The sequence below is a fragment of the Streptomyces olivochromogenes genome (assembly GCF_001514115.1).
Classification (GTDB): domain Bacteria; phylum Actinomycetota; class Actinomycetes; order Streptomycetales; family Streptomycetaceae; genus Streptomyces; species Streptomyces olivochromogenes.
The window spans coordinates 1-21,703 of record NZ_KQ948492.1; the positions used below are offsets into that span (position 1 = coordinate 1).

The window sequence follows — 21,703 nt, forward strand, 5'->3', positions numbered from 1 at the left end:
GGCTGGGGTTACGAAGGTTGGGCGATTCTGGTCTTGATGACGAGGGCATGAAGCCAAGATCGACCTGCTGCCGCAGTCGAGCACAGCAGGGTTGCGAACCTTGAGCACATCACCTTGGACAAGCCGTGGGTGCCGCGCGGATCCATCGATCTGGGAGGTCGGCGGCAGGCTGATAATCGCTGCCACCCGTTGCCTACGACGTCTACGATGTGGCGTCCGCACCGAGCGGACCCAGGCGGCCATCCACGACAGCGCCAGCCTGGCGGGCGGCCTCGCCGGCGCGGGCAATGGCGCCGAGACCGGGGCGGAAGTGGGCTTCGTCGGCGGGCCGGTCGGCGTCGTGGGCGGTGGCCTCGGTGACGTGGTCGGCAGCGGCATCGGCGAGGGCACATTGTGGACGGGATCGAGGATTTGTTGCAGATGAGGACCTGGCTGGAGGGGCTGTTCACAAAGGGACGGCGCCGCACCTCGGATGAGACCGTGCTGGAGAGCCGGGCGGAGATCTCGCCCGAGGAGCGGGCGGTTCTGCTTGTCGGAATCCTTGACGACCCCACGGCGCGCGAGGATGAAAAGTTCGACGCGGCTATGGACCTGGAGTCTTTCTCCGGCCCGCTCGTCGAATCGGGCCTGATCCGGATCATCCGCGCCGAGGACTTCACCAGCGTGCTGGCCCAGCTGTGTGCGGAGTCCCTCGGCGGGATCTGGGCCAGGACCGGCCGCGTGGACCTCGCCTTCATGACGGAGCTGCGGGGTCAGGCGAAGAACGAGGTCTTCGCCGTCCTCGGCGACCGCGCCCCGCACCTGCTGCCCCCTGGCGCCTTCTAGAAGATCTTTAACGGCTGGGTCAGGGAGGTTCGAGGTCGAGCCTGGTCTTGGCGATGAGGCCCTCGACGAGGCGGGGGCGGTAGTGCATCCGTTTGAGCCGTGTCTTCACCAGCGCGGTGAGCTGGTCAAGGCTGTGTTTGGTGAGGTTGGCCAGCGACCTCTTCAGGTGAGACCACACACCCTCGACGGGGTTGAGCTCGGGAGCGTACGGCGGCAACTGGTAGACGGTCAGCCATAATCGGGCGGCGATCAGCTCGCGCATGGTGCGGCTGACGTGCGTGTTCAGATTGTCCCGGACGAGCACGATCGGTCCGTCGAGCTGCTGGTGCGCGGCATCCAGCAGGCGGGCGTAGTCCGTCTCGGTGAAGCCCTTGCGACGGCCTTTGGCAGGACCTCGGTCGAGGTGGATGCGGTAGATCAACCGCGGCCGGTGGCCGGCTTTGGTGCAGATCAGCGCCGCCGTGGAGACACGTTTGGTGCCTGCAGCGGTGACCCGCACCACCGGGGTGTGGCCCCGGCGGCCCCAGGTGCGGCCCTTGGGCGGCCTCAGGCCCTGGCCGGCTTCGTCTTCGAAGCAGAGCCAGGCGCCCAGGTCCGCCGCCGTCTTTTTATGACGGGCCACTGCTCGCCCTTCCAGGCGGCGATCTTCTCCTCGTTCCGCTCGGTGGCCCTGCGGGAGGGAACCTGCACGCTCAAGCCGATGCGGTGCAGCAGCAGGTCCAGCCCGGCCAAGGTGTACTCGACGCCGCAGCGGCGGCCCACGATCTCGGCGATCCTCGCCAGCGTCCAGCACTGGTCACTGAAGCCGGAGGCAGCCAGGCCGGCATCCAACACCGTCTCCAGAACGTGCAGTTGACCCGCATCGAGCTTGCAGCGGGCGCCACCGGGGCCCTTCGAGGCCAGGGCCTGTCGACCGCCTGAAGTCAACGCCCTCCGCCAGCGGTTCGCCGACACCCGGGTCACCCTGAACCGCCGGGACACCTCCCGGTCACTGGCCCCGCCTCGATCAGGTCAGCGGCAGCGAGCCGGACTTGGTCACGCCGAGCCCGCTCCTCAGCCGTCAACCCACCGCCATCGGGATACCTCATCCTCCCGGCATAGCGCAGCCGACGACAGCCGTCACGACCCCACGTGACCCGCACCGTTAAAGATCTCTAGGGGAATGAGAGCGCCTCCATGACCACACCGGGCGGTGCGCGGCGACAAATCAACAGCACGGCCATCAGCGTGCGCCGGGGATCACCGCGAGGCGACGATGCGGCGCAGCCTGGGAAGCCGCGGGGTCGGTGTCCGGGGAGGGCGCCCACGCTGATGCCGGTTCAGCAAACGGTGGAGGCGATCGGGACCGGCCTACCCCGCTTCCTCCGCGAGCGTCCAGCCGTTCTTCCGCTGCGGCTGAGCAGGCAGTCCCCACAAATAAGCCGGCGCCGACCGACGCGGTTCCTCCCGGCTGAACCGGGTGGTGGTGAGGCCGCGGCCGCCAGGGCTACAGCAGTCCGGCTCGGGAGCGGAACGGTCTGCTCGCGGAGGCGTTCGGTCAGCGGTCGGTCGACCCGACAAGCCCTGCCACCAGCTGACGCGCGTACGCGGAGTCGAGCCCCTCGGGACGGAAGAGGATGCGGTACATCATGGGGGCGACGACGTGGTCGAGGACCGTCTCGACGTCGGGTGCGTTCTCCGTGCGGCCGGCCGCACGGTCGAGGATGACGTCGATCTGTTCGGCCGCGTAGGCCGAACACAGGCCCGCGTTGCTGCCGTCCGGGTCGCCGAGCAGGGCGTCGCGGATGTAGGCACGCCCCGAGGGGGCGGTCATCTCCTGGAGGAACTGCTCGGCCCAGGCCTCGAGATCGGAGCTCAGGCTCCCTTTGTCCACCGGCGCCGCCTCGGGCCGCAGACGCTCGACCGCCACGTCCGACAGCAGTTCCTGCAGGTCGCCCCAGCGGCGGTAGATCGTGGACGGGGTGACTCCGGCGCGGGCGGCCACCAGGGGGACCGTCAGCGCTTCGCGGCCCACCTCCGACTCGAGTTCACGAACGGCGGCGTGTACCGACGCCTGAACCCTGGCGCTGCGCCCACCGGGGCGCACCATTGTCTTTCGGCTCATGGAACCACCTTAAAGCAAATATGTTGCTTCAAGTGATCGTCCCGGCTCGCCCGGCCCGCTCCGGCCGGGGCCACTCGGCCGGTTCGTCACACGGCCGCCGACCGACGTGCGGGCTGCGTCTGCTCGTGGGCGTGGCCGACCCGCGGCAGGACCGGCTCCCCGAGGGGGCGGCCAAGCGCGGCGAGGGACAGTTCATACGGCTGCATCGCCCTTCTCCTCTCCCGCACGGTAGGCGGCGACAGGCGGGGTGTCTTCGAAGTCCAGCTCCCGCAAGACCGCGACGACGGCGTGGATGGGGTTGGCGGTGGCGGCCACCGCGGCGTGCCGGTCGGCCGAGAGGGGGAGCCCGGCACGCGCGGCCCCGAGGGCCGCCTCCGGTGGCGTGAATTCAGCGGCGGACATGAACGCTCCCCCCTGATCGGGCCGGAGCAAGGGAGCAATCCTCGACACCAAAAGCTAACGGTTTGCTTTAACCGACCCCAGGACCTACGGTTCCTTAAAGCGAACCAATCGCTTTAAGTGAGAGGAGACCCCATGTCCGGCGTCACGTCAGACGGCATGGTCTTCTTCGCCGTCAGTGCTGCGGCCGCGCTCACCGTGTGGACGCTGCGGTGGACGACGCCGATCGCCGCCACCATCGGCGGGGCCCTGGTCTTCATCCCCTCCGCGGCCCTGAGCCTGCTCGGTCTGCACGGCGCCGGCCTACGCGCCGTCTACGGCGGCGCGGCCCTGGCCGGTATCGCCTTCGGCGCCGTCTCCCAAGGCGCGCTGCGCATGATGCTCGCCTCGCTCGACGAACGCGACCGCGCCGCGACCCTGGCCGCTTACTACGTGCTCAGCTACCTGTCCATGAGCCTGCCCGCCATCGCCGCGGGCGCCGCCACCGAGCACTTCGGACTGCGCACCGCCGCCCATGCCTACGCCATGGCCGCCACCCTCCTCGCCGTCGCGGGGGTGGCAGCACTCACCCGGTCACGGCGCAAGGCACTTCACACCACGGACGACCGCCTCCGCCAAGCACCACTGAACACCGCTGAACACCGCTGACGAACAAGGGAAACGACGGACCATGAACGCTTCGCCGGCCAACGAGACCACCGCCGTCCCCTCCTGGACCGTGGGCAACGTCACCGTCCACCGCATCGACGAGGTCCTCCTGCCGCCCGCGACCGGACCCTGGCTGCTGCCGGACGCCACCCCGGACGTGGTCAAGCAACAGGACTGGCTGCGCCCCGGCTTCGCCGACCGCGAGGGCAACCTGCACATCGACAGCCACAGCTTCGCCTTCGTCGTGGGTGGGCTGCGCGTCCTGGTCGACACCGGCATCGGCAACGGCAAGGAGCGGGCCAACCCCGCCTGGCACAACCTGCGGACCGACTTCCTCGAGTGCCTCACCGCCGCCGGCTTCTCCCCGGACTCCGTCGACCTGGTGATCCTCACCCACCTGCACGCCGACCACGTCGGCTGGAACACGCAGGAAGTGAAAGGCGAGTGGGTCCCCACCTTTCCCCACGCCCGCTACCTCACCTCCCGCATCGAGCGGGAGTTCTGGGCTACGTACGACATGGAGGACGCGCGCAAGCAGATGTTCCGCGACTCCGTGATCCCGGTCGAGGAGGCGGGGCTTCTCGACCTCGTCCACGTCCCGGCCGAGGGGGTCGAGATCGCCCCGGGCCTGCGTCTGCTGCCCACGCCCGGCCACACCCCTGGCCACATCGCCGTCGAGCTGACCAGCCGGGGTGAGACGGCGCTGATCACGGGCGACTGCATCCACCACCCGGTCCAGCTCGCCCACCCTGCCATCGGCGCGTGCGTCGACATCGACCCCGAGCAGTCCGAGGCCTCGCGACGCAAGCTGCTGGGCTCCCTCGCCGACACGGACACACTGGTCCTCGGCACGCACTTCGCGCCGCCCACCGCCGGCCGCGTTATCACCCATGAGGGCGCGTTCCGGCTCGCGCCGGTTCCCGCCGCCCCGCAGACCGTCTCGCACTGACGCCGCAGCCGGTCCGGACGGGGTCGGCCGCACGGAGCGCAGGCCGACCACCGGCGCGCAGGCTCCGCGGTCCGGTCATCACAGTCGCCGACCGCCGCGTCGACCACCAGATCGCCGAACTCGGCCTCGCCGCCGCCCATGAGGAAGCCGATCACGTACGGCCGGCCCGGTACCCGCTCCCTGCCGGTCAGCAGCGCGGCGGTGCGGGTTGAGGACACAGTCCTGACGCCCGGCGTGCACGACGAGGACGTTGTTGTCAGCCGCGGCCAACCGGCCATGTGACAGTGGACAGTTCGCGGTCCAGCAGCCGCGGCACTCCGGGCAGGACCACAAGATGCTCGTCTGCGGCGATCGGCGGTCCGGGTACTCCGGCGCCGGTCGACAAGGGTGCGCGGCACCTGGCCGAAATGTGCGACTCGGCCCGCGCCCCGCAGGTCAGCGCTTGAGGGCGAGGACACGATAGAGCGGATCCGGACGGGCAGTGTCCTGGTCCGGCAGGGCGGCGAGCCCTTCGCACACGCCGTTCATCCGATCCGGGCCGGCCCAGGGGATGCGTCCCGCCCGGATCGCTTCCTGCCAGCTGCGCGGACTACGGCCCTGCCCCGTGCCGGGGAACTCCGTCTCCCCCGCTTGGCCCAGCCCCTGCCCGGCCGCCCAGTCCAGCACCCGGGCGGAATGATCGGGCACGCGCGGCGCGTACTGACGACGCGCCTCTGCCGTCACGCGCGCGATATCGCTGTCCGGGACGAAGTACGCGTCGTCCTTGTCGACCGTGGTGATCAGCGTCCCCCCGGGCCGCAAGACCCTGACCGCCTCGGCCAGCACCGGGACCGGGCTCAGCAGGAGATGCAGCAGCCAGACGATCACGACGGCGTCCACACTGCCCGACGCCAGGGGGATATCGGACGCGTCGCCCTGTACGACGCCGCCCGGCACGCGACGCGCCGCGAGGCTCAACATTCCCCGGGAACGGTCGACGCCCAGCACCCTACGGTCCGGCCGCAGCAGACGCCCGGTGACGATGCCCGTGCCGCAGGCGATGTCCAGGACCGTGCACTCTCCTCGCGGCAGCAGCCGTTCCAGCGCCTCCGCCGTCGCCTGCGCCCTCGGTTCGCCACCCCGGGAAGCGTCGTAGTCCAGGGCCTCGCCGTCGTAGTCGATCAACCTCGTCCGTCCTGTACGAGAGGTACGCCGTGCCCGTTCCGGCAGGCGCGGTGTCGGCAACCGACGCTCCATCAGCCGATTGCGCCGGTTGTCCAGCTACTCCAGCAGCGCAACGTCTGAGCCGTCCAGCGCGTGCAACATCCCGACGCCGCCCGGACTTCCTCGTGCAGTGCGTGGTCGCAGCGCAAGAAACACCGCACGCCCGGCGAACTCACCTCCCGCCCGGCTGCACCACGCCTACGACCAGATCGCAGGACTGCGCGCGAAAGCCAAGCGCCGGGCACTGGACTGGCAGCACAAGACCACCACCGACATCGCCCAGAAATCCGGGCTGAACCGCTCGATCAGTGGGCAGGCATCGGGTCGCACGGTCACCATGCCGACGTACAAGCTCGCCCGCCAAGGCGGCACTTGGGCCAAGGTCCCCGCCCCGGGCACCTCCCGACGCTGTTGATCGACCGTGAATACCACCGCCCGGCCGTTCGGCGCCGCCGTGCGGTAGAAGGTCCTCAGTCCGGGCCGGAATGCCTGGGTGTAGGCGATGTCCTCAGCGTCGCCGGTGCCCTGGTAGGCGGCGAACGTGCGCACGGCGAAGCGATGGTTCAGCCACTGTCCGTCCAGTGGTTCCAAGGCCGCCGCGACCTCGCGGACCTGGCCCGCAGTGACGTAGCAGACGACGCAGTCGTCGCCTTCGTGCAGTGGCACTCCGCCGAGGATGACGTGCGACAAGGGGCAGTGGCCGGTGCCGCGGATGCGATGGGCTGCTTCTCTCGGTTGGCCTGCTGTATCGCTGATCCGGTGTCACGACCGGATCGGCAGCCACAGCTCAATCTGGTCATGGCGACGGTAGAACTCGACCAGTGGCCGGGTGTCATCGGCCGGCAGCGTTGCCTGCAGCTCGGCGACCCCATCGGCGATCCGCCCATAGATCTGGGGAGGGTCCCCGACAAGACGGCCGCGCAGGTACCAGCCTCCTGCCAAGGTGCCCAGACGCAGGCCCAGGCGGTCCGGGCTGTCGTGCTCCTTGACCGGCGTGCACACCGTGTAAGTGCTCTGGCGTTCGTTGATCTGCGCGTACATCTTTCGTCCGCGCAGCCCGACCAGCCGCTCGAACGACGGCCAAAGCCGCTGAATATGGGTCAGCTCATCGACGGTGTCCTGCTGCATGACGGTGACGTCCTGCCGCTGAATGCGATCGGGCGGAGCCGGAAATACCGATGCTGTCATGGCACGCATACAAGCACTCGGCACCGACAGTTGGCCCAACGCCGTCCACGGCGACACGAGTGCTGCCTGGCACACGGGGCTGGCAATTCCTCTACAGCGGCAGCGTGGTGCCGAGTTCCTGCATGGCCGTCGGTGTCGGCGGCGACGGAGCGGAACGGAACGTGCGACTGCGGCGGGCTCTTGCTCGCCCCAAGCCCACCTGCGAAGATCACCGCATGATCAAGCGAAAGGACAGCCGGGTCCCCGTCCGGTGAGCCGCCCTCAGCCATGGGGCCTCGGCGGCACCCTCAGTGGTGAGCCCTCCCTCTACAGCCATGCCCAGGCAGTTGAGCGTCAGAAGTCTGAGCAGCCACGGCACCATCAACTCCCTCAGAAGACCCCCCAGCCGAGCCGCCGCGCCAACCGATCGAAGGACGCTGCGGCACGGATCGCCGCCACTGCCACACGTCTGACCGGTTCCGTTCCCGATCACTCGGCAGTGACCATCCTGGACAAACAGCTTCGGCGCATCGTGTGGCGCGACCACGCGCGAACTCTCGAAGCGACTCTCCAAGAGAGATCCCTCCCCTCCGACCGAGTGCGCCAGTTGGGTCGGTGGTTCACCATGCGCGGTGAGCACCCCAATGCGGTCCTGTTCGGGATCCTGCTGCTGAGCATGGCCGGGACAGACGACGACAGTGAAATCTTGAAGACCCTGGGCACCTTCTGGGCGTTCTCGGCTGAGGCCTCCGAAGCCCTGCTGCGTTCCCAGGCCGACCCCTACCGGGCTCTCTTCGAACTGGCTCGGCAGGCGGAAGGCTGGGCCCGCGTCGATGCCGTCCGCCGACTCGAAGGAGCGTCCGATCCCGAGATCAGGGACTGGTTGATCCGTGAGTCGTGCACAGGCGACGTACTGGACAGCTATTTCGCCCTGACCGCCGCGAAAGTCGGCAATCTCGCTGATGTCCTGTCCAGAGAATCATTGGACGAAGAAACTCTGGATGGTGCGGGAAGGCTCCTCGAAGCGCTCACCGACGTCGACGGACCGGGGCCGGCGTTGGCGTCGTTCGACGACGCAGTACGCGCGCTGAACGGTTACCTGCGTCACGCTACAGCAAGAGGAATCACGCTGCGGCAGCTTTGGAGCCTCTTGTCGATCAACCGATTTCTTAATGACCCGTACGCAAGCGCAAAATGCCGAGAACATGACGAGTGGCGGCAGGTTCGGCACCAATTCACCAAAGTGGTTGGAGATCCGGCATCCCGGAAAGTCGTACTCTCCGGCCTTACTGACGAGGAGCCGACCACTCTCCGTCTTGCGGCATGGGCGGCAAGACTGATGAACATCCCCGTCCGCCCGGCGCTGCTGCGGAGGGTGGAGTCGCAACCTTACGACAGCACCATCTGGTTCCTGCTCATCGACGACTGTCCGAGCGAGGACATCTCGGCGGTCGTCGAGGCCGCAGAACGCCTCCTGCCTCTCCAGGACCTGCGAACCGGTCCGACAACTGAACTGGGCCTCGGGACGGGGTACGAGGTCGACGGGATCCTCGACATCATCGTGAGTCGACTGAACGACCACCCCGGCCACGGGTGGCAATTGATAGAAACTGCCCTCAACAATCGAACGAGCAGGAACCGTCGTATGGCGCTCCGGGCAATCAGAGGCTGGCCAACCGAGTTCATCCCTCCTATGGCACGCCAGATCATCCTTGCTGCCGCAGCAAGAGAGCCCGTTCCCGAGCTCCGGTCAGAAATTGCACAAGAAGCCGGACGGGTGTGGGGAGTCGGCGATGTTGCCGACCCTCTCCGCAGCCGAGCGCGAGGAAGGCGTAAGCCAGCAGGGCCAGGGTGACCCAGCGGTGCCAGGGGTCCCGGCGCCGCACTTGGTGCTCGTCCAAGTCCCGCCAGCCCCTTCCCCTTCGAACTCTGGGACATCTCCTCCACCGTCCGGTGGCTGCCTGCGACCCGTACCAGGGTGGCCGGCGGCACCGGGCGGGGTGACCTGCAGCGGTGGTGGGCCAGTTCGTCCGTGGTTCGGTTGCGGCGGACAAGCAGGTGGTGATGGCCTGTCAGGCCGGGTGCGGTGATGGCGACCGGAGCCCAGTCGTAGAAGCGGGGCGCCTTGGCGCCGCGTCCGGCGGACAGCTTCTGCTACGCCCGGCGCGGGGTCTTCTGTAGGCGCGCAGGTCGTCGCGGACCGCGTCGGCGTTCCACTACGGGCGGGTGACTGCGCCGAGCACGGGCGTGCCTTCCCGACCCCCGCTGCAACGCAGGTCTACTCGGCGACTTCTCGATCAATCACCCCGGAAGGTACGCCCTTCGCACGCACCCAGGAGCTGATCCACATGTCCTGAGCATTGCTCCGGCGTACGTATGTGCCGTATCCGGTGGAGGGGCGGGCCATCTGACCGGCACGGGTGCTGGCGGAGGCGGAGATGGTCGTCCGCCGACGAGGACCGGGCCGCCGGGCGTGGGCTTCGTCCTGCGGGCGGCGGCCCGGTCCGTGTGACGCGTGGGTCAGCGGTGAGTGAAGTGGGGTGGGCGCTTGTCGATGAAGGCGCTCATGCCCTCCTTCTGGTCGGCGGTGGCGAACACCGCGTGGAAGAGGCGGCGTTCGAAGCGGACGCCCTCGGCAAGTGTTGTCTCGAAGGCGCGGGCGACCGCCTCCTTCGCCATCATGGCGACCGGCAGCGACATGCCCGCCACGGTCTCGGCGACCGCGAGTGCCTCGCCGAGCAGTTCGTCGGCGGGCACCACGCGCGAGACCAGACCGGCCCGTTCGGCCTCGGCCGCGTCCATGGTGCGGCCGGTCAGGCACAGTTCCATGGCCTTGGCCTTGCCGACCGCACGCGTGAGCCGCTGGGAGCCGCCGATGCCGGGGATGACGCCGAGTTTGATCTCCGGCTGGCCGAAGACGGCGGTGTCGGCTGCGAGGAGGATGTCGCAGAGCATGGCGAGTTCGCAGCCGCCGCCGAGCGCGTACCCGGCGACCGCCGCCACGGTCGGCGTGCGCAGCTGTCCGAGCCGGTCCCAGGCGGTGAACCAGTCGCTGAGGTACATGTCCAGGTAGCTCTGCGGCCGCATTTCCTTGATGTCGGCTCCGGCCGCGAACGCCTTCGCCGATCCGGTGAGGACGATGCAGCCCACGTCCGGGTCCCGGTCGAGGGCTTCGGTGGCCGCGACGACCTCGTTCATGACCTGGAGGTTGAGGGCGTTGAGGGCGTTGAGGGCGTTGGGCCGGTTGAGGGTGAGCAGGGCGGTGCGGCCCTTGCGTTCGACGAGGATGGTGTCGTACGCGTCTGTCGCGGCCGGTGTCGTCTCGGTGGTCATGCCTGTTCTCCGCTCTGGTCCCTGATCGTCCGTACGATGCCCGAGAAGTCCTCGGCCGCGCCTGTTCCGGCGGCGTATGCGGCGTACAACTCGGCCGTGCGCAGACCGAGTTCGGCCCTCACGCCACCGGATCGGGCCGCGTCGGCCGCCAGGCCCAGGTCTTTGGCCATGAGCGGGGCGGCGAACCCGGGGTGGTAGTCACGGTTCGCGGGGCTGGTCGGCACGGGCCCCGGCACCGGGCAGTTGACGGTGAGTGCCCAGCACTGGCCGGACGCCGTGGAGGCCACGTCGTACAGCGCCTGGTGGGACAGGCCCAGGCTCTCGCCGAGTACGAACGCCTCGCTGACGGCGATCATCGAGATGCCGAGGATCATGTTGTTGCAGATCTTCGCGGCCTGTCCGGCGCCCGCGCCGCCACAGTGGACCACCTTCCTGCCCATGGCGGCGAGCAGGGGTTCGGCCTCGGCGAACTCGCCCTCGCCGCCGCCGGCCATGAAGGTGAGGGTGGCCGCCTCGGCGCCGACGACTCCGCCGGAGACCGGCGCGTCCAAGGCCCGCATCCCTGCCGAGACCGCCCTGCTGTGGGCGGTGCGGGCGTCGGCGACGGCGATGGTCGAGCAGTCGGCGAAGAGGGTGCCGGGCCGGGCGGCCCCGACGATGTCCTGGTACAGCTCCAGCACCTGCCGTCCGGCGGGCAGCATGGTGATCACCACCTCCGCGCCCGCGACCGCCTCCGTCGCGGATGCCGCGGGCTCGACACCTGCGTCGGCCGCTGCCTTCAGGGATGCGGGTGACAGGTCGTAGCCGCGTACCCGGTGGCCGGCCTTGACCAGGTTGACGGCCATGGGACCGCCCATGTGCCCGAGCCCGATGAACGCGACGGTCCTGCTCACCAGGGCACCTCCTGCGTGGTGTCGGATGCGGCGAGGCCTAGTTCCCGCTCACCGAGGGGCGTGAAGAAGCGCTCGACGTCCGCGTCGGTGACCTCGGCGAGCGTCGGCGGTGTCCAGCGCGGCCTGCGGTCCTTGTCGATGACCTGGGCGCGGATGCCCTCCACGAGGTCGGGTGCGGTGAGGGCCGCACAGGAGACGCGGTACTCCTGGTCCAGCACGTTCTCCAGTGGACCGAGCCGCCTGGCTCTGCGGAGTGCGGCGAGGGTGACCTTGAGGGAGGTGGGGGATTTGGCGAGCAGGGTCTCGGCGGTCTCCTTGGCCGCGCTGCCGCCGTGTTCGAGGAGGCGGTCGATGATCTCCTCGACGGTGTCGGCGGCGTAGCAGGCGTCGATCCATGGCCGCGCTGCCGCGAGTTCACCGGGCGGTTCCTGTTGTGCGTACTGGCCCAGGACCTGTCGTACCGGCGCGTGGGCGAGGGCGGCGAGCAGCCGTGGCAGGGCCTCCGACGGTACGTAGAGGTCGGCGAGGCCGCACAGCAGGGCGTCGCCCGCGCCTACCGGGGCTCCGGTCAGCGCCAGGTGTGTGCCGAGTTCGCCGGGCGCGAGGGCGAGCAGGTAGGTGCCCCCGACGTCCGGTACGAAACCGATGCCGGTCTCCGGCATGGCGATCTTCGAGCGTTCGGTGACGATCCGGACGCTGCCGTGGGCGGAGACGCCGACGCCGCCGCCCATGACGATGCCGTCCATCACGGCGACGTACGGCTTCGGGTAGTGGGCGATGCGGGCGTTGAGCCGGTACTCGTCCCGCCAGAAGGCCGCCGATGCCGTCCCGTCCCCGTTCCGGGCGTCGTCGTGGATGGCACGGATGTCGCCGCCCGCGCACAGGCCCCGCTCCCCCGCGCCGGTGAGGACGACGGTCTCCACGGCCGGATCGTGCTCCCAGGCCGTCAACGCGCGGTCGATGCGGCGGACCATCGCGTGGGTGAGGGCGTTGAGCGCCTTGGGCCGGTTGAGGGTGAGGTACGCGGCGCGCCCCTCGGTGCGCAGCAGTAGGGAGTCGTCGGTACCGGTCGCCGGCACGGTGTCGTCTGTGTCGGTCATCCGAATGCCTCCGTCAGGCCACGGGCCACGATGACGCGCATGATCTCGTTGGTTCCTTCCAGGATCTGGTGGACCCGCAGGTCGCGGACGATCTTCTCGATGCCGTACTCGCTCAGATAGCCGTAGCCGCCGTGCAGTTGCAGGGCCCGGTCGGCGACGGAGTATCCGGTGTCGGTGGCGAACCGCTTCGCCATCGCGCACAGATGGGCGGCCTGTGTATCGCCGCGGTCCAGGGCCTGGGCGGCCTGGTGGAGCAGCGCGCGGGCGGCGGCCAGTTCGGTCGCCATGTCCGCCAGCCGGAACTGGAGCGCCTGGGCGTCGAGCAGTCGCCCACCGAAGGCCTCCCGGTCGGCGAGGTGGGCCAGGCTGCGGTCGAGGGCGTTGCGGGCGCCGCCGAGGGAGCAGGCGGCGATGCCGAGGCGTCCGCCGTTGAGGCCGTTCATGGCGATGCGGAAGCCCTCACCTTCGTGACCGAGCAGCCGGTCGGCGGGCAGTCGGACGCCGTCCAGGATCACCTGGCGGGTGGGCTGGGCGTTCCAGCCCATCTTCCGCTCGTTGGGGCCGAAGGAGAGGCCGGGGTCGTCCTTGTCGACGAGGAACGCGGAGATGCCGTGCGGGCCGTCGGCGCCGGTGCGCGCCAGGACGACGTACACCTGGGAGGCGCCCGCGCCGGAGATGAACTGCTTGACCCCGGTCAGGACGTAGTGGCCAGCGTCGCGGACGGCACGGGTGCGCAGCGCGGCGGCGTCCGATCCGGCGCCCGGTTCGGTCAGGCAGTAGCTCGCCAGGTCCTCCATGGCGCAGAGCCGGGGCAGCCATCGCTCCCGCTGGGCCGGCTCACCGTACTGGTCGATCATCCAGGCGACCATGTTGTGGATGGAGAGATAGCCCGCGATGGACGGACAGCCCGAGGCCAAGGTCTCGAAAACAAGAACGCCGTCGGCACGGGTGAGGCCCGAGCCGCCCGCCTCCTCGCGGACGTACACACCGCCGAGGCCCAGTCCGGCGGCCTTGCGCAGGACGTCGAGCGGGAAGTGTTTGTCCCGGTCCCAGTCCAGGGCGTGCGGGGCGAGGTGGTCCTGGGCGAAGTCCAGGGTCGTCTCGACGAGGGCCTGTTGGTCTTCCGTGAGCAGGGTGGTGGTCATCGCGCTCAGCCCATCGTCGGGATGGTGAAGCTCGCGCCTTCCCGAAGGCCCGAGGGCCAGCGCGAGGTGACGGTCTTGGTGCGGGTGTAGAAGCGGATCGCGTCCGGACCGTGCTGGTTGAGGTCGCCGAAGCCGGAACGCTTCCAGCCACCGAAGGTGTGGTAGGCGACTGGTACGGGGATCGGCAGGTTCACGCCGACCATGCCGGTGTTCACCCGGCGGGTGAAGTCGCGGGCGGTGTCGCCGTCCCTGGTGAAGATCGCGACTCCGTTTCCGTAGACGTGTTCGCTGGGCAGCCGCAGGGCCTCCTCGTAGTCCGCGGCGCGGACCACGGACAGGACCGGCCCGAAGATCTCCTCCTGGTGGATGCGCATCGCGGGGGTGACCCGGTCGAACAGGGAGGCACCGGCGAAGAAGCCGTTCTCGTGCCCGGGCAGAACGAAGTCCCGTCCGTCGACGACGAGTTCCGCGCCCTCCTCGACACCGAGGTCGACGTAACGGCGGACCCGGTCGACGGCGTCCCGTCCGACCAGTGGGCCGAAGTCCGCCTCGGGGTCGTCACTGCGGCCGATCCGCAGCGAGCCGATGCGCTCCTTCAGACGGGCGACCAGGGCATCGGCGGTGTCCTCGCCGACCGGGACGGCGACAGAGATCGCCATGCAGCGCTCCCCCGCCGAGCCGTACCCGGTGCCGATGAGGGCGTCCACGGCCTGATCGAGGTCGGCGTCCGGCATCACGATCATGTGGTTCTTGGCGCCGCCGAAGCACTGGGCGCGCTTGCCATGGGCCGCGGCGGTGGCGTAGACGTACGCGGCGATCCGGGTGGAGCCGACGAAGCCGAGCGCGCCGACCCGGGGGTCTTCGAGGAGGGTGTCGACGGTCTCCTTGCCGCCGTGGACGACGTTCAGGACGCCCGGCGGCAGGCCCGCCTCCAGGAAGAGTTCGGCGAGCCGCAGCGGTACGGACGGGTCGCGCTCGGAGGGCTTGAGGATGAAGGCGTTGCCGCAGGCCAGCGCGGGAGCCGCCTTCCACAGGGGGATCATCGCGGGGAAGTTGAACGGGGTGATGCCGGCCACCACACCGATCGGTGCGCGCAAGGAATGTACGTCGATGCCGGTGCCGACGTTGTCGGTGAACTCCCCCTTCAGCAGATGCGGGATCCCGGCGGCGAACTCCACCACCTCCAGGCCGCGCTGGATGTCGCCGTGTGCGTCGGCGACCGTCTTGCCGTGCTCGGAGGAGAGCAGCCGGGCCAGCGCGTCCCGCTCGCCCTCGACGAGCTGGAGGAAGCGGAGGAGGACGCGGGCACGGCGCTGCGGATTCCACTCGCCCCACTCGCGCTGCGCCGCCGCGGCGTCGGTGATCGCCGCCTCGGTCTCGGTGCGGTCGGCGAGCGGGACGCGGGCCTGCACCTCGCCCGTGTTGGGGTCGTAGACGTCGCCGTAGGACCCCGATGTTCCCGGAGTGTGCTTGCCGCCGATGAAATGGCTCAACTCACGCACGGTGGCGCGGTCGTGTTCACGGACCATGGATGCCTGCTCTCGTCAGGTGGGATCCGGGGATGGCGCGCCGACCACCGGCACACACGGGCAGGGCCTGGTGCGTGCGGGGTCGCGCGAGACGCCCATAGGGCAGAGATACGCCGTTCAGACCGCGCGGATCGCGTGACCACGTGTCCGATCCACGGGACGCGCGGGAGTCGCCGTCCGTACCGCGGGACGCGCGACGGTCCACGCCTGTCCGGCGGGACGCGCGAGGATCCGTACCTGTCCGGATGGACGCGTGACGGTCCATACCTGCCCGGCTGGACGCGCGACGGTCCATACCTGCCCGGCGGGACGCGCGGGAGTCGATGCCCGGCCGGCCGGATCACCAGGGTCGTGGGTGCACACTGATGCCATGCGTGTCTGCTCCATCCTCGTGGACAACACGGAACAAAACCGCGGCCGGTATCCTGACTCCCGGATCAGCGCGCGCCGTCCGCCTTCCCGACATCTCGCTCGTCAGTGGCGTCCTGCTCGACGACGTACTCCCCGGTCACAGTGGCGGGACCGTGCCGGTTTCACACCGGCTTCCCTGCACCGCGGGTATTCGTCACGAGCATATAGTTGGACGTCCTAGTAAATCCACCCCGACACGCCCGCGACTGAGTCGGCCGAGCTCAACGACCACGGGAATCGGACAGTTTCGGGCCGTCGAACCGGACCGGAGCCTGGAATCTGGCGCGGCGGGCGGCGCGGCGGAAGGTGGCCAGCACCGCCGGGCCGGCCGGCACGATGCACACAAAGTTGGTGACCGCTCTTCGCGGTCTGCGGGACGAAGACCGGTGAGGCGACGGTGACTTCGGAGGTGGGTCCGTCGGTGACGACGTCTCCTTCCGCCATGACCACGACCCGATCCGCGGCCCGGGCGGCGAACTCGACTTCGTGCGTGGAGATGACGACGGTCCGCCCCTGTGCCGCGAGTGTGTCGACGACGCGGACCGGTTCCGTCTTCGCCCGGCAGTCGAGTCCGCGGGGCGGCTCGTCCAGGAGCAGCACGCCGGGCACCGGGGAGAGTTGGATCGCTAGTACAGGGGCGATTTAGTCCCTCGGACAGATCGCGCGGATGGGTCGCGTCGTCGATTTCCGGCGCCAGGTGAGTTCGGGGCATCCGACGACGCTCCGAGCTGGTCGTACGCCGGCGTCGCGGACTCAATCAGCCGTGCCAGCGACTCGCTGAGGTTGACGTCGACGACCTGGCCGCCGTGGACGTCACGATGGTAGAGCGCCGTGAACGTCGCGGCGACAGTGCACGCCGAGCACGGCGTGGGTCGCCGTCGGCGAGGCAACACCGTCGGCCGGCATGAACGGTGGCGGCGAGGGCAGTCCGCCCGGTTCGCCCGCCAGGTGCGCGAAGCCGCTCATGGCCTAAGCCTGCGTGCCGTAGCCGGGTCTGTCGCTGTGGAGACCGCAGGCGCCGTACCCGGAGGCGCAGAGGGTTCAGCAGCCACCGCGGAAGGCGGGCTGAGAGGCTGTGCCTCCCAACAGGTAGCAAATCGGTCGTGGCTTCGGCACGGGTCACCGGCACAGGATGAACCCAGGGAAATCCGACGACTGGGCGGTCTGGGGTCGATCACGGCCCTTGGACCGGGATCGTGCTGCCCGCGACACCTGTCAGGACACGCCCTGCCGCGATCCACAGGACACGCGACGGTGCGCACCAGGCAATCGGGGTCAACCCCGTCGGCGCCTGGGTCGTTTGCCAGGCCCTCGCCCCGATCCCGAGGCGATGCGGCGACGGCACGCCGGGGGCACGCCATCGCCAACACCCTGTCGATCCAGTGTCCACACTGCGCACAGCCCGGAGGCATCCGATGAACCACAAGCGCCCGGCAACGGATCCGCTCATCGTGACCGTGCTTGTCTTTCCGGGCGTACGGCTGCTCGATGTGACCGGCCCCATCGAGGTGTTCACGACGGCGAACGAGTTCGGCGGACGCTATCGGGTGCAGATCGCGTCCGAGGACGGGGCGGAGGTCATGACCTCCGCCGGGATCCGCCTCAGCGCCGACCTGTCCGCCGACGACGTACAAGAACCGTGCGACGTATTGGTGATCCCGGGCGGCCCTGAATGGGAGACGCTGATCAAGGACGACGCTCTTCTGGATACGGTCCGGCAACTGAACGAGAAGAGCCGCTGCACGGCATCGGTGTGCACAGGAGCGTTCCTGCTGGCCGCAGCCGGACTTCTCAACGGCCGCCGCGCCGCGACGCACTGGCGGCATTCACGGCAACTGGCCTCTCGTTTCCCGTCCGTGCGGGTCCAGCCGGACGCCATCTTCGTACGGGACGGGCAGATGATGACTTCGGCGGGTGTCAGCGCCGGTATCGACCTGTCACTGGCGCTGGTCGAAGATCACTACGGTGCGGAGGTCGCCCGGTCGGTCGCCAAGGACATGGTCGTCTTCATGCAACGGCCGGGCGGCCAGTCCCAGTTCAGCGTCCGCTCCCGGGTGCCGCACACCCGCCAGGAAATGCTCCGCCGGGTCCTGGACACCGTCGCCGAGAATCCCGGGGCCAACCACACACTCACGGCCATGGCCCGCAGAGCAGGCGTCAGCGTCCGTCACGTGACCCGGCTCTTCGACGAAGAGGTGGGAACCACTCCAGGCCGCTACGTCGAGCAGGTCAGACTGGAAGCCGCCCAGGCGCTGCTCGAGACGGGTGACGACCCCATGCCGGTAGTGGCACGGCGCACCGGGTTCGGCTCACCCGAGTCGCTCCGCAGAGCGTTCGTACGACACCTGGGCGTGACACCTGGCGCATTCCGGACCAGCTTCCGCACGACCGGCGTGGGCACGGAGGATCCGGCACCCGCAGCGCTGTCCCCGTAGCCAAGCCACAACGAGGCACAACCAAACCAGGCACAACCAGTCGACGACGCCGAACTGCCGGCTCTCTGAAGTCGGATCAGCAGATGTAGCCCACCGAACCGGCACAGCCCTCCGCCGCCGACGCCTGCTTCACCGTCCGGCTCAGGCGACGTCGGCACCCCGAGCCTCCGCAGGCTCAGTGCCGCAGTCTCAGTTCCGCAGGCGATGGGGTGGATCATCAGGCCCAAGTGACGGGAGTGCCGGGCATGTCGAGCGGGGCCGTCGAATATTCCCGTGCCATTCCGGTCGGTGGAAGTGCAGACTCGCTTCATGGCGGACATGAGCGCATTCCGGGACGCGGTCAGCCGCTGGGCGGCCGGCGGTCCCGGCGGACCGGCGAGTGATCTGGTTGGGCAACTGGGGCTGCGGACCGCGGTGCTGCTGGAAGGACCGAGTGACCTCGCGGCCATCGAAGCGCTGGCCACACGGCGTGGCCGGGACCTGGCCGCCGAAGGGGTGTGCGTCGTATCGATGGGCGGGGCGATGAGTGTCGGCCACTACGCCGGCCTTCTCGGGCCACCCGGTCTTGGCCTGCACCTGAGGGGACTGTGCGACGAGCGCGAGCAGCGCTTCTACGAGCGCGGCCTGAAGCGCGCCCGGGCGCCACACCGAGGCTTCTTCGTGTGCGTGGCGGACCTGGAGGACGAGCTCATCCGCGCACTGGGCACGGCGCGCGTCGAGGAGATCATCCGGACCGAGGGCGACCTGCGGGCCTGGCAGACCTTCCTGCACCAGCCCGCACACCACGGTCGGCCCCGGCAGCAGCAGTTGCGGCGCTTTCTCGGCACGAAGAAGGGCCGCAAGATCCGCTACGGGCATCTCCTGGTCGAGAACCTCGACCCCGGACACGTACCGGCCCCGCTCGACGACCTCTTCGCGAGTCTGTGACCGACGCGTGAAAGCGCGGTCACAGCGACGACTTCGGGCGCTCTGTCCCACCGTCCGCCCGAGGTGGCCAACTGGCGCCGCCAACGCCCATATGAGAACTCCCTCTCGTCAGGTCGCTCAACGGGGCCTTGGTTCTGGTGCGGGGACAGCCGGGCGGGTGTCATGCGGGGACAGCCGGGCGGGTGTCAGTGGGTGTGGGGATCGTTCCCGGAGCCTGCCTGCGTGCGGAGCGACTCCCGCTGCCGCCAGGTCCCTGGCGGCTCGCCGTGGTGGCGCCGGAAGGCCGCCGCGAACGCGTAGGGCGAGCTGTAGCCGACAGTGCGGGCGATATGTGTCATGCCGAGTTCGCCGGTGCGCAGGTGGTCGCGGGCGAGAGCCATCCGCCAGTCGGTCAGGTACTGCATGGGGGTCTGCCCGAGGACGTCGCGGAAGGTCCGTGCGAACGCCGCGCGGGACAGGCCGCTGATAGCCGCGAGTTCGGGGACCGACCAGGGATGGCCGGCGTTCTCGTGCATGGCCTGCACCGTGGCGTTCAGCCGGGGATCCGCGGAGGCCCGGTACCAACGGGGTGCGGTGGAGCTCCGGCGGAAGTCGTTGCGGATGGCGAGCACCAGAAGAACGTCGAGGAGCCGGTCCAGCACGATGGGCTGGCCGGGCTCGGAGGCGGCCAGCTCGTGCGACAGCAGCGCGATCACCTCTCGCAGCGGATCGCCGACCGCCGCCGACAGGGTCAGCACCTGCGGCAGTGCCTCCAGCAGCCCGCTGCCGATGTCGCCCGAAAACCGGTAGGCGCCGCAGAGGAAGACCGTCGCCCGCGGGTCCTCGGAAGTCCCGTCGTAGGCGTGCCGGGACCGGAAGTCCTCCGGTTCGAGGCACTCGGTGCCCGGCTCGTGCCCGATGTGGTGATCGGGGCCACCGCGGACGAGCGTCACTTCTCCCGGCACGAGTTCCACCGCGCTACCGGGGTCGTCCAGCCACAGCCATCCTCTCCCCCGGACGACGGTGTGCACGGCCAACTGGATCGAACCAGCCAGCCGCAGCCCCCACGGCGGCTCGGCCACCGTCCGGGCGAAGACGGCGCCGGAGGCGCGTGCCCGCGCAAGGCGATCATGCAGTAGGTCCACGCAATCAGTATCAGCGAGACAACCACAAAGGGCATAGGCCTGAGCGTCTGACGTAAAAGAACGAGTCATTCGCGCATTGATTCACTCGTAGCGCGCTCTCAGGATTGATCCATGACTGGATCACCGCAGACCACACTCGTCCTCGGCGGCACCGGCCGGACCGGCTCGCTCGTGGCGAAGACGCTCGCCGAGCGGGGGCTGAGCGCCCGCACCGCGGCGCGCCACGGCGCCGACGTGCTGTTCGACTGGGACGACCCGACCACCCACGCCGCAGCCCTCGCCGGAGTCGACCGCCTCTACCTCGTCACACCCGTCCTCCGGGTCACCTACGCCGACCATGTGGCCGCCTTCCTCGACCTCGCCGAAGCCGCCGGAGTGCGCCACGTCACCTACCTCAGCACCTACCGCGCCGACCAGGCACCACCGGAGGTCGACATCAGGGCCGTCGAGGCCGACCTCGCCGCCCGAACTGCCATCACCCACTCCGTCCTGCGTCCCGCTTGGGTGATGCAGAACTTCAGCGACGCCCACGTACCCGTCGTCGACGGGGTGATCACGGTCCCCGCCGGCGGCGGCAGGGAAGCCTTCGTCGACGCGGCCGACATCGCCGCGGTCGCCGTCGAGACGCTGCTCGCCCCCGACGCCCACGCCGGCGCGCAGTACGCGCCCACCGGCCCGCAGGCCCTCACCGTCGACGAAGTCGCCGACACCATCGCCGTCGTGACCGGCCGACCTGTCACGCACCACGACATCGACCCCGACGTATGGATCGACGGCGCGGTCGCTGCCGGATTCGTCCCTGCCGACTACGCGGTGATGCTTCGCTGGCTGACCGGCAGCGTCATCTCCGGCAACGGTTCCACGCCCAACGGCGACGTCGAGAAGGTCACCGGCCGGCCCGCGGCCACCTTCCACGACTTCGCTCAGCGCAACGTCCACGCCTGGACCTCTCCGGTGGCGGGGTGACCATGTCCATCGACGACATCTCCGACTTCGCAGCGCTGGACCCGTTCTTCCGGATCATCCGGGAGGGGCTGGCGGGCCTCGTCGACGGCGAGCACTTCTTCGACCTCCTGGCCGAAGACGTGGTCTTCGAGTACGTGATCTCCGTACCCGGCTACCCGAGCCGGGTTCAGGGACGCCGCGCGGTCGCCGACCTGTACCGCGGCTACGGCGCTGGCATGGTCCTGCACAGCGCGGACGGGCTCGCTGTCCACCGGGATCCCGAGACGTCCGTGGTCGTGCTGGAATACGCGGTGCACGGACGGACAGTCCACACCGGGCGTGCCTACGACAACCACTTCGTGTCCGTGATCACCGTCAAGGACCGCAGGGTGACGCGTTGGCGGGACTACCTGGACCCCGTCGCTGTCTTCCGCGCCATCGGATGGCCGACGGAGGATCGCTAGCCGGACAGGTGCTTTCGAAACTGAGTCTCTGGTCCACTTGTTGTGGAGCCGTGCCCCTCGGTCGAGCCAGAAGGACTCGTGTGCACCGGTTACGGGTGTGTC

Annotated in this window: 18 protein-coding genes, 6 pseudogenes and 1 riboswitch; of the genes and pseudogenes, 9 read left to right on the forward strand and 15 right to left on the reverse strand. The window is 69.4% G+C overall.

Translation table 11 applies throughout. From position 1 onward, the window contains the following. Positions 1-420: 420 nt before the first annotated feature. Positions 421-825, forward strand: coding sequence for a hypothetical protein (locus tag AQJ27_RS49105; protein ID WP_159064649.1), 405 nt, complete (start codon positions 421-423; stop codon positions 823-825). Between the two features lie 19 nt (positions 826-844). Here the strand turns inward: AQJ27_RS49105 and AQJ27_RS61135 are convergent. From AQJ27_RS61135 to AQJ27_RS49125, 3 genes and pseudogenes are all read right to left on the reverse strand, one after another. After that, a pseudogene (locus tag AQJ27_RS61135) lies at positions 845-1,913 on the reverse strand (IS630 family transposase). Positions 1,914-2,362: 449 nt separating this feature from the next. After that, positions 2,363-2,929 carry a TetR/AcrR family transcriptional regulator gene (locus tag AQJ27_RS49120; protein WP_067385149.1) on the reverse strand — a complete coding sequence of 189 codons (567 nt, stop codon included), beginning with the start codon at positions 2,927-2,929 and terminating at the stop codon, positions 2,363-2,365. Positions 2,930-3,121: 192 nt separating this feature from the next. Continuing rightward, positions 3,122-3,331, reverse strand: a complete 210-nt coding sequence (locus AQJ27_RS49125) for a hypothetical protein (protein WP_067385152.1) — start codon at positions 3,329-3,331, stop codon at positions 3,122-3,124. Positions 3,332-3,463: 132 nt separating this feature from the next. On the opposite strand from AQJ27_RS49125, the gene AQJ27_RS49130 reads away from it, so the two are divergent. Continuing rightward, the gene (locus tag AQJ27_RS49130) at positions 3,464-3,976 is read left to right on the forward strand and encodes an MFS transporter (RefSeq protein WP_235614074.1); all 513 of its coding nucleotides are present in this window, start codon (positions 3,464-3,466) and stop codon (positions 3,974-3,976) included. A gap of 22 nt (positions 3,977-3,998) precedes the next feature. Further along, positions 3,999-4,925 (forward strand): MBL fold metallo-hydrolase, encoded by a 927-nt coding sequence (locus AQJ27_RS49135; protein ID WP_067385155.1) that lies wholly within the window; start codon positions 3,999-4,001, stop codon positions 4,923-4,925. Between the two features lie 435 nt (positions 4,926-5,360). Here AQJ27_RS49135 and AQJ27_RS49140 read toward each other — a convergent pair whose 3' ends face one another. Beyond that, the gene (locus tag AQJ27_RS49140) at positions 5,361-6,089 is read right to left on the reverse strand and encodes a class I SAM-dependent methyltransferase (RefSeq protein ID WP_067385158.1); all 729 of its coding nucleotides are present in this window, start codon (positions 6,087-6,089) and stop codon (positions 5,361-5,363) included. Between the two features lie 177 nt (positions 6,090-6,266). Between AQJ27_RS49140 and AQJ27_RS59885 the strand changes: the two are divergent. Further along, a pseudogene (locus AQJ27_RS59885) lies at positions 6,267-6,540 on the forward strand (RNA-guided endonuclease TnpB family protein); the annotation flags it as partial. Between the two features lie 20 nt (positions 6,541-6,560). Here AQJ27_RS59885 and AQJ27_RS61140 read toward each other — a convergent pair. Further along, a pseudogene (locus AQJ27_RS61140) lies at positions 6,561-6,884 on the reverse strand (DUF1877 family protein); the annotation flags it as partial. A gap of 6 nt (positions 6,885-6,890) precedes the next feature. Continuing rightward, positions 6,891-7,316: a hypothetical protein gene (locus AQJ27_RS49150; RefSeq protein WP_159064651.1), complete on the reverse strand. Its 426-nt coding sequence runs from the start codon at positions 7,314-7,316 to the stop codon at positions 6,891-6,893. A 478-nt stretch (positions 7,317-7,794) separates the two neighbouring features. On the opposite strand from AQJ27_RS49150, the gene AQJ27_RS55310 reads away from it, so the two are divergent. Continuing rightward, positions 7,795-9,150 (forward strand): hypothetical protein, encoded by a 1,356-nt coding sequence (locus AQJ27_RS55310; protein ID WP_067385167.1) that lies wholly within the window; start codon positions 7,795-7,797, stop codon positions 9,148-9,150. Here AQJ27_RS55310 and AQJ27_RS61220 read toward each other — a convergent pair. The 8 genes and pseudogenes from AQJ27_RS61220 to AQJ27_RS59905 all read right to left on the reverse strand — a co-directional run. Further along, positions 9,059-9,449 (reverse strand): annotated as a pseudogene (locus AQJ27_RS61220) (IS701 family transposase); the annotation flags it as partial. The gene AQJ27_RS55310 and the pseudogene AQJ27_RS61220 sit on opposite strands and share 92 nt — an antisense overlap. Before the next feature lie 366 nt (positions 9,450-9,815). Beyond that, the gene (locus AQJ27_RS49160; protein ID WP_067385171.1) at positions 9,816-10,628 is read right to left on the reverse strand and encodes an enoyl-CoA hydratase; all 813 of its coding nucleotides are present in this window, start codon (positions 10,626-10,628) and stop codon (positions 9,816-9,818) included. Further along, positions 10,625-11,521, reverse strand: a complete 897-nt coding sequence (mmsB, locus tag AQJ27_RS49165; protein ID WP_067385174.1) for a 3-hydroxyisobutyrate dehydrogenase — start codon at positions 11,519-11,521, stop codon at positions 10,625-10,627. The genes AQJ27_RS49160 and mmsB overlap by 4 nt, the downstream gene beginning before the upstream one ends. Next, positions 11,518-12,621: an enoyl-CoA hydratase/isomerase family protein gene (locus tag AQJ27_RS49170; RefSeq protein WP_067385177.1), complete on the reverse strand. Its 1,104-nt coding sequence runs from the start codon at positions 12,619-12,621 to the stop codon at positions 11,518-11,520. Before AQJ27_RS49170 ends, mmsB begins: the two co-directional genes overlap by 4 nt. Then, positions 12,618-13,766, reverse strand: a complete 1,149-nt coding sequence (locus AQJ27_RS49175; RefSeq protein WP_067385180.1) for an acyl-CoA dehydrogenase family protein — start codon at positions 13,764-13,766, stop codon at positions 12,618-12,620. Before AQJ27_RS49175 ends, AQJ27_RS49170 begins: the two co-directional genes overlap by 4 nt. Before the next feature lie 5 nt (positions 13,767-13,771). Beyond that, entirely contained in the window at positions 13,772-15,295 is a 1,524-nt protein-coding gene (locus AQJ27_RS49180; RefSeq protein WP_067385183.1) for a CoA-acylating methylmalonate-semialdehyde dehydrogenase, read from the reverse strand. Positions 15,296-15,693: 398 nt separating this feature from the next. Beyond that, positions 15,694-15,867: riboswitch (cobalamin riboswitch) on the reverse strand. A 60-nt stretch (positions 15,868-15,927) separates the two neighbouring features. Further along, positions 15,928-16,068: pseudogene (locus AQJ27_RS59900) on the reverse strand (ECF transporter S component); the annotation flags it as partial. After that, a pseudogene (locus AQJ27_RS59905) lies at positions 16,067-16,403 on the reverse strand (AAA family ATPase); the annotation flags it as partial. The pseudogenes AQJ27_RS59905 and AQJ27_RS59900, both read right to left, overlap by 2 nt. Positions 16,404-17,121: 718 nt before the next feature. On the opposite strand from AQJ27_RS59905, the gene AQJ27_RS49190 reads away from it, so the two are divergent. Further along, complete coding sequence (locus tag AQJ27_RS49190) at positions 17,122-18,141, forward strand: GlxA family transcriptional regulator (RefSeq protein ID WP_079065897.1); 1,020 nt, start codon at positions 17,122-17,124, stop codon at positions 18,139-18,141. A 309-nt stretch (positions 18,142-18,450) separates the two neighbouring features. Further along, the gene (locus tag AQJ27_RS49195; RefSeq protein ID WP_067385188.1) at positions 18,451-19,068 is read left to right on the forward strand and encodes a TOPRIM nucleotidyl transferase/hydrolase domain-containing protein; all 618 of its coding nucleotides are present in this window, start codon (positions 18,451-18,453) and stop codon (positions 19,066-19,068) included. Between the two features lie 185 nt (positions 19,069-19,253). Here the strand turns inward: AQJ27_RS49195 and AQJ27_RS49200 are convergent, their stop codons facing one another. Beyond that, positions 19,254-20,192 carry an AraC family transcriptional regulator gene (locus AQJ27_RS49200; RefSeq protein ID WP_067385191.1) on the reverse strand — a complete coding sequence of 313 codons (939 nt, stop codon included), beginning with the start codon at positions 20,190-20,192 and terminating at the stop codon, positions 19,254-19,256. Positions 20,193-20,303: 111 nt separating this feature from the next. On the opposite strand from AQJ27_RS49200, the gene AQJ27_RS49205 reads away from it, so the two are divergent. Together AQJ27_RS49205 and AQJ27_RS49210 are read left to right on the forward strand one after the other, a co-directional pair. Then, positions 20,304-21,158: an NmrA family NAD(P)-binding protein gene (locus tag AQJ27_RS49205; RefSeq protein ID WP_067385194.1), complete on the forward strand. Its 855-nt coding sequence runs from the start codon at positions 20,304-20,306 to the stop codon at positions 21,156-21,158. 2 nt (positions 21,159-21,160) lie between these two features. After that, entirely contained in the window at positions 21,161-21,601 is a 441-nt protein-coding gene (locus tag AQJ27_RS49210; protein ID WP_067385197.1) for a nuclear transport factor 2 family protein, read from the forward strand. The last annotated feature ends 102 nt before the right edge of the window (positions 21,602-21,703 follow it).

Coding starts and splice junctions, on each gene's coding strand:
- AQJ27_RS49105 (WP_159064649.1), top strand. CDS start 421: ATGAGGACCTGGCTGGAGGGGCTGTTCACAAAGGGACGGCGCCGCACC.
- AQJ27_RS49190 (WP_079065897.1), top strand. CDS start 17,122: ATGAACCACAAGCGCCCGGCAACGGATCCGCTCATCGTGACCGTGCTT.
- AQJ27_RS49180 (WP_067385183.1), bottom strand. CDS start 15,295: ATGGTCCGTGAACACGACCGCGCCACCGTGCGTGAGTTGAGCCATTTC.
- AQJ27_RS49205 (WP_067385194.1), top strand. CDS start 20,304: ATGACTGGATCACCGCAGACCACACTCGTCCTCGGCGGCACCGGCCGG.
- AQJ27_RS49175 (WP_067385180.1), bottom strand. CDS start 13,766: ATGACCACCACCCTGCTCACGGAAGACCAACAGGCCCTCGTCGAGACG.
- AQJ27_RS49120 (WP_067385149.1), bottom strand. CDS start 2,929: ATGAGCCGAAAGACAATGGTGCGCCCCGGTGGGCGCAGCGCCAGGGTT.
- AQJ27_RS49135 (WP_067385155.1), top strand. CDS start 3,999: ATGAACGCTTCGCCGGCCAACGAGACCACCGCCGTCCCCTCCTGGACC.
- AQJ27_RS49160 (WP_067385171.1), bottom strand. CDS start 10,628: ATGACCACCGAGACGACACCGGCCGCGACAGACGCGTACGACACCATC.
- AQJ27_RS49210 (WP_067385197.1), top strand. CDS start 21,161: ATGTCCATCGACGACATCTCCGACTTCGCAGCGCTGGACCCGTTCTTC.
- AQJ27_RS49195 (WP_067385188.1), top strand. CDS start 18,451: ATGGCGGACATGAGCGCATTCCGGGACGCGGTCAGCCGCTGGGCGGCC.
- AQJ27_RS49150 (WP_159064651.1), bottom strand. CDS start 7,316: ATGACAGCATCGGTATTTCCGGCTCCGCCCGATCGCATTCAGCGGCAG.
- AQJ27_RS49125 (WP_067385152.1), bottom strand. CDS start 3,331: ATGTCCGCCGCTGAATTCACGCCACCGGAGGCGGCCCTCGGGGCCGCG.
- AQJ27_RS49130 (WP_235614074.1), top strand. CDS start 3,464: ATGTCCGGCGTCACGTCAGACGGCATGGTCTTCTTCGCCGTCAGTGCT.
- AQJ27_RS49170 (WP_067385177.1), bottom strand. CDS start 12,621: ATGACCGACACAGACGACACCGTGCCGGCGACCGGTACCGACGACTCC.